The sequence below is a fragment of the Vibrio sp. V43_P6S15P86 genome (assembly GCF_009904725.1).
GTDB lineage: Bacteria > Pseudomonadota > Gammaproteobacteria > Enterobacterales > Vibrionaceae > Vibrio > Vibrio diabolicus.
Window position 1 is genome coordinate 1 of the sequence record NZ_WXWT01000159.1, and the last position, 5829, is coordinate 5829.

Annotated in this window: 7 protein-coding genes and 1 other RNA gene; 5 read left to right on the top strand and 3 right to left on the bottom strand. The window is 45.8% G+C overall.

All coding sequences use genetic code 11. The features are described from left to right. Nucleotides 1-457: 457 nt before the first annotated feature. Entirely contained in the window at nucleotides 458-664 is a 207-nt protein-coding gene (locus CAG69_RS07015) for a DUF1107 domain-containing protein (protein WP_005380970.1), read from the top strand. A 65-nt stretch (nucleotides 665-729) separates the two neighbouring features. Here CAG69_RS07015 and CAG69_RS07020 read toward each other — a convergent pair whose 3' ends face one another. The 3 genes from CAG69_RS07020 to CAG69_RS07030 are packed head-to-tail and all read right to left on the bottom strand — an operon-like array spanning nucleotide 730 to nucleotide 3750. Continuing rightward, the gene (locus CAG69_RS07020) at nucleotides 730-1938 is read right to left on the bottom strand and encodes an FAD-dependent 2-octaprenylphenol hydroxylase (protein ID WP_161443413.1); all 1209 of its coding nucleotides are present in this window, start codon (nucleotides 1936-1938) and stop codon (nucleotides 730-732) included. 31 nt (nucleotides 1939-1969) lie between these two features. Next, nucleotides 1970-3148, bottom strand: a complete 1179-nt coding sequence (ubiH, locus tag CAG69_RS07025; RefSeq protein ID WP_161443415.1) for a 2-octaprenyl-6-methoxyphenyl hydroxylase — start codon at nucleotides 3146-3148, stop codon at nucleotides 1970-1972. 23 nt (nucleotides 3149-3171) lie between these two features. After that, a complete protein-coding gene (locus CAG69_RS07030) occupies nucleotides 3172-3750 on the bottom strand; it encodes a YecA/YgfB family protein (protein WP_033907447.1) in 579 nt (192 codons plus the stop codon). A 249-nt stretch (nucleotides 3751-3999) separates the two neighbouring features. Here CAG69_RS07030 and CAG69_RS07035 point away from each other — a divergent pair, with 249 nt between their 5' ends. The 4 genes from CAG69_RS07035 (at nucleotide 4000) to rpiA (ending at nucleotide 5816) form a co-directional block, all read left to right on the top strand. Further along, entirely contained in the window at nucleotides 4000-4308 is a 309-nt protein-coding gene (locus CAG69_RS07035; RefSeq protein WP_005393932.1) for a cell division protein ZapA, read from the top strand. Nucleotides 4309-4316: 8 nt separating this feature from the next. Further along, nucleotides 4317-4501, top strand: a non-coding RNA gene (ssrS, locus tag CAG69_RS07040) — 6S RNA. Between the two features lie 5 nt (nucleotides 4502-4506). Further along, nucleotides 4507-5106: a 5-formyltetrahydrofolate cyclo-ligase gene (locus CAG69_RS07045; protein ID WP_161443417.1), complete on the top strand. Its 600-nt coding sequence runs from the start codon at nucleotides 4507-4509 to the stop codon at nucleotides 5104-5106. Between the two features lie 53 nt (nucleotides 5107-5159). Beyond that, nucleotides 5160-5816: a ribose-5-phosphate isomerase RpiA gene (gene rpiA, locus CAG69_RS07050; protein WP_158159776.1), complete on the top strand. Its 657-nt coding sequence runs from the start codon at nucleotides 5160-5162 to the stop codon at nucleotides 5814-5816. Nucleotides 5817-5829 lie beyond the last annotated feature (13 nt).

Consider the following 5829-nt stretch of genomic DNA (forward strand, 5'->3'; position numbering starts at 1 on the left):
AATCAGCTGACTGAATGACAGTATTCATACCGTCAGCTGTCCACTTTTGTGTAATGCATCTGTGACTATTCGCCCGCTGAAGCGGGCTTTTTTTTGTACGGAACTTTTTTCTCTTCCTCTTTCTCTAACCGTTAGGACGTAAAGCTTGTTCTGTCGGATACCACCTTAATAGAAACAATTAGCAAACAATCATTTTCGTTCTATTCTTAATTCTGTAACAAAACTATTGCTTAATGCGTCACGTAAAAAGGAGTGTATTGTCGTAAGGGTTCCTTGAACGGTGATTTTTTGGGGTAATCCTCACGCTATTTAAGAGATGACACTGTCAAATTGTCTAAGACAACACAAATCTCTGACGCAACACCCTACATCTGTATTTAATACTATGGCTGTCACAATAATTTTCGCGTCCAAAACGTAGAATACCTAGGCTAGGTTAGATAAAAGGAAAGTAAATATGAGACTGTTTAAGCGCTATACACCAAGTATGATAGCTAAACATATAAGTCGTCTTTTTAAAGGAAGAATTTATATTTACGGGGTCGGTAGATTCGAGTTTGATAACGGCAAGTTAATACTGCCGGAGAAAGCAGAGCAACGCCATTTCCGAGCGGTCAAAGAGATCAACCAAGAAATAATGAAACTCCGATGCGCATATGCTTAGCAAAACGTTGATAAAACAAAGGCTGGATTAACCAGCCTTTTGTGTATTTGAAGTTCACTTTACACCTACTGACGTGCTAGATCCGGTAGATGACCTTTTAGACCAAGCGCGCGCTTCATGATCTCATCTTTCGCTCCCGGCAGTTGCCCCGCTAAACTTAAGCCAATGCCACGAACGAGCTTCTTAGCTGGGTTCTCGCCAGAGAACAAATCTCGAAACCCTTGCATAGTAGCGATCATCTTTGCCGCTTCCGCTTTTCGCCAACGCTCGTAGCTTCTTAGGTTGCGTTTACTACCGATATCTTGTCCCTGCTTCCAAAGTGCTAACACCTCTTGAGCAAGACTGGCCGCATCTAATAAACCTAAATTCACACCCTGCCCCGCTAATGGATGAATGGTATGAGCCGCATCACCAACCAGCGCTATGCGCTCGACAACAAAATCTCGCGCATAGCGCATTTTCAAAGGAAACGCAGCACGCTCTCCCACTACTTCACATAGATCAAGTCGAGCATCAAACTCACTCGTCAACGCCTTATTGAAATCATGTTCACTCATCGCCACTAACTGCTCTGCTCGATTTGGCCCCGTGGACCAAACAATAGAGCACATATCTGGCTGCGACATTGGCAAAAACGCCAATGGCCCTTGAGGAGTAAAAATCTGTCGTGCAATGCTATTGTGCGGAGCAGCGGTTTTAACATTCGCGACCAGAGCATGATGCCCATAATCCCAATGCGTTAACGGAATATCCATTTGATGACGAAGCCACGAGTTTGCCCCATCGGCTCCGACCACTAACTTAGCCGTCATGGCTTGACCATTGTCGAGCGTCAACCAACTTTCTTGTTCGCCCACCGCTAAGGTCGCGCAACGAGCAGGCATAAACATAGTCACGTTGTCGAGCTTTTGGACTTGTTCGAGCAGTGCGAGTTGAATCACTCGATTCTCAACAATATGCCCTAAATCAGGTTGTGCCATGCTTTGTGCATTGAACTCAATACTAGCGAAGCTATCTTGCTCCCACACTTCCATACCGTAGTATGGTGAAGCTCGGCGTTGCTCTATCCCCTGCCAAGCGCCAAGCTTACGCAAGATAGTCTCACTAGAACGGCTCAACGCAGACACACGCACATCAGGTAACTCTTTCAACGACTCATCTGGCACCTTGCCTTCTATTACGGCGACACGCAGATCGCTGTCCTTGAACGCGGCAGCAAGTGCCAACCCAACCATCCCTCCGCCGATGATGGCGATATCTACACTTTGCATCATTGCTTTTTATTACCTAATTCAGTGCGGCCGTTCATCGTTTTACCAAACCAAGCGTATGGCGCAGTAGCGGCTGCTTAAAAATAGAAAGGTTATCCATCGCTGCTAAGGCTGTATTTCGCCCAATTCGCATCGCGGGTAAATCATTTGAAAAAATATGCACTAAGGCACTGGTTAGCCAGATCGTTTCGCTTCGATCTGCCTCTCTACGCTGACTAAAGCGCATCAAGCCTTGATAAAGACCAACATCACCGCTTTGCTGCACGATTTCTTCTGCTAGCGAGACAACGTCGCGAATACCAAGATTAAAACCTTGTCCAGCTATCGGATGCAGCGTTTGCGCGGCATTCCCAACAATCGCAAAACGATGAGAGATATTTTGCTTTCGATGGCGAAGAAGCAATGGGTAACTCGCACGTCGTCCCACTTTTTTCATCGCGCCCAAACGCCAGCCAAAATCTTGTTGTAAACGTTGGAGAAATGCTTGGTCAGATAACTCAAGAACTGCTTGGGCTTCCTCAGGGTGCAGACACCAAACTAAGGACATTCTATTGTCACTCATTGGCAATAAAGCAACAGGGCCATTTTCAGTAAAACGTTCAAAGGCTCTACCCTGATGAGGTTCTTGAGTCACAATATTGGCAATGACAGCCACTTGCTCAAAATCTTGCTCAGAAAGCTCTAAACCAATTTTCTGACAACAAGTCGAAACAGCACCATCGGCTGCCACCAGCAGTTTTGCTTCAAGCTTCCCACCGCTTTTCAACGTAATATGGGTACAGTCTTGCTCGCGCTCGATATCGGTAACAGAGTCAGGGCAAAACAGCGTAATGGATGCGCTGCTATCTAATAATTCTTGATATACGCGACCAACATCGGCTAATTCGACAACATACCCTAGTGCTTCAACGCCAATCTCTTGCTTGGTAATTTCCGTCATCCCTGCATGAGAGCGGTCAGAAACGTGGATATGTTCAATGGGTGTGACAAACGGCTCTATCAAGGTCCAGAGCTGTAGTTGACGCAACAGATTGACAGTACCGTAAGACAATGCGATTGAGCGAGAATCAAAACCAGGGTGCATATCTGACTGCGCTTTAAAAGGCTCAACGACGGCAATGCGGAGCTTTCCCTGAGACAAATGGTCAATCGCTAATGCTAACGTTGCCCCTGCCATGGCACCACCAGCAATGACTACATCATATTGCTTCATGCTAACCTCTGGACCATCTACGATTAATGAATAGTAGGCTTTTTATCGCTACTTTCAGGGCGAACACCAAACTCAGCATGAATCGTTAGTACGCAAGCTTTGATGTGTTCAATCACTTGTTCTAGCAATTGCGCTTGTTCACCGAGGTCGTCATCTTCATCAATGCCTAATTTGGCAATCTCTTCTAGGTCAGCCAATGCTTCTTTAGCGTCATCTGACGCTTTATTTAGCGCAACACCTGCTAGACCTAACCCAGAAATAAAGTGGTTTACGAAATCGGACACGCTGTCAGCCAACGCGAATAAGCCTTCTTCTCCCGGCTCATCTGGCAATAATAAAGACAGCTCCATCGACGTGCCCGTGAGTTCATTGACAGTAACAGTGAATACGCTTTGAGCAAAAGCTAGCGCGGTAGAAGGCCAACCCATACCATCATTGGTGTAGTCAAACAGAATAGGCTGCCAAGTTTGATCATTAATCGCCAATCCACCACTTAACATGCCGACAAATAAGCCATGTAATTCCGCAGGTGTTACTGCTAGGCTTGCAGATTGCAGTTCAGCAGCAATAGATTGGTATTCAGGAAGGGTGATTTCACTCATAACTTGGCTCATTCTTGCATAATAATGTATTGGTATATCCTACCATCAAGGTTAGTGGTCTGAAACGGCTATCAAATTCAATTTTGAACAGCATTTGCTCAATTTGCCCAATTCCTGTGTGATCTCGTCATCATTTCTCTTTCTGTGATGGGAAATGCTTGAATCTTAATAGCGGTTTTCCTATAGTTTGCTCCTCGGTGGTTGTATGAAGCAACACCTTAGATAGCGCGAATATAGAGTTTATTCATCATGAGCAATCAAGCGATCGACGTTGAAATATTAGGCAAAGTTACACGAGTGAATTGTCCGACAGGACAAGAAGAGTCTCTTGTTGCAGCGGCAAAAGATCTGGATCGCCGATTGAAAGAAATGAGCGAACGTACTAAGGTAACCAATGAAATCCAACTGCTGACCTTCGCTGCATTGAATATTTGTTATGAGTTGCACACCAAGTCATACGAATCAAACGGTCAACAGCAAGAAATTACTGAGCGAATGGAAAAGCTCACTGCGTCTCTTGAGAACGCACTAAGCAAAGTTACGCAAGGACAGCAGTAAATACAAAATTTACCCTGGGGTGTGCGTCAGCAGGATTTAAGTCCCTGAGCCGATAAGCAATACCTAAGGGTTAGTATTTGGTAACTATTGAGCAAGCTCGGCATGCACCGAGAAGCCTACGGTTGTCATTGCTGATCCGCCTTGAACCAGCTGGTTCAAGGGCCACAATCCTCAACGGCACCCTGGGGTATTCTCTCTATGTCAGACCTCTCTCGACAAGACTTCCGCAAACTGATTCGTGAAAAGCGCAACGCTCTGTGCAGTGATACGCAATACCAAGCGGGAATCGACCTGATTACTCAATTTTCCCAACTTCCTGAAATCCAGCAAGCACAGCATATTGCTATTTATCTTTCTGCTGACGGTGAACTTGATACCAAGCCGCTCATTGAGTGGTTGTGGCAACAGGGAAAATCGGTTTATCTACCTGTCATCCATCCGTTTGCCAAAGGTCAGTTACTGTTTCTTCTGTACGTAAGTGATGATCAATTGGTCTACAACAAATACGGCATCTTAGAGCCCAAACTGGACATCCGCCACCTCAAGCCCGTTCGTCAACTTGATATCATTTGTACACCTTTGGTTGGATTCGACAGCATCGGCCACCGCTTAGGCATGGGCGGAGGGTATTATGACCGTACCCTGTCTCATTGGTTTATAACCGGAGAAGGTGCCAAGCCTGTTGGTATCGCTCACGACTGCCAACATGTAGAACGCTTACCAATCGAAAGCTGGGACATTCCATTACCTAAGATCGTGACCCCAAGCCGAATATGGCAATGGGAAAGTGGCAAGTAAGCCGCTATAATCACGCCCGCAAACGTTAACGAACATCTATTCAGGAGATTGGCATGACTCAAGATGAAATGAAAAAAGCGGCTGGTTGGGCAGCACTAAAATATGTTGAGAAAGGCAGCATTGTCGGTGTTGGTACTGGCTCTACCGTGAATCACTTCATCGATGCACTAGGTACTATCAAAGGCGATATTAAAGGTGCAGTGTCTAGCTCTGTCGCTTCAACTGAGCGCCTTAAAGAGCTTGGTATTGAAGTATACGAGTGTAACGACGTAATGAAGCTGGATGTGTATGTTGATGGCGCAGACGAAATTAACCCAGCACGTGAAATGATCAAAGGCGGCGGCGCGGCTCTAACTCGTGAGAAAATTGTCGCAGCAATCTCTGATAAGTTTGTATGTATTGTTGACGGCACCAAAGCAGTTGACGTACTAGGTCAGTTCCCACTACCTGTAGAAGTGATCCCAATGGCACGCTCTTACGTTGCGCGCGAATTAGTAAAACTGGGCGGTGACCCGGCTTACCGTGAAGGCGTTGTGACTGACAACGGCAACGTAATTTTGGATGTACACAACATGCAGATTACTAACCCGAAAGAAATGGAAGACAAGATCAACGGTATCGCGGGTGTGGTGACTGTGGGTCTTTTTGCTCACCGTGGTGCTGACGTCGTAATCACAGGTACACCAGAAGGCGCAAAAATTGAAGAATAAATAACAGCTCAAA

What these genes read in the sequence shown, in the direction of transcription:
- CAG69_RS07015 (WP_005380970.1), top strand. Translation starts at nt 458, where the DNA reads ATGAGACTGTTTAAGCGCTATACACCAAGTATGATAGCTAAACATATA.
- CAG69_RS07020 (WP_161443413.1), bottom strand. Translation starts at nt 1,938, where the DNA reads ATGATGCAAAGTGTAGATATCGCCATCATCGGCGGAGGGATGGTTGGG.
- ubiH (WP_161443415.1), bottom strand. Translation starts at nt 3,148, where the DNA reads ATGAAGCAATATGATGTAGTCATTGCTGGTGGTGCCATGGCAGGGGCA.
- CAG69_RS07030 (WP_033907447.1), bottom strand. Translation starts at nt 3,750, where the DNA reads ATGAGTGAAATCACCCTTCCTGAATACCAATCTATTGCTGCTGAACTG.
- CAG69_RS07035 (WP_005393932.1), top strand. Translation starts at nt 4,000, where the DNA reads ATGAGCAATCAAGCGATCGACGTTGAAATATTAGGCAAAGTTACACGA.
- CAG69_RS07045 (WP_161443417.1), top strand. Translation starts at nt 4,507, where the DNA reads ATGTCAGACCTCTCTCGACAAGACTTCCGCAAACTGATTCGTGAAAAG.
- rpiA (WP_158159776.1), top strand. Translation starts at nt 5,160, where the DNA reads ATGACTCAAGATGAAATGAAAAAAGCGGCTGGTTGGGCAGCACTAAAA.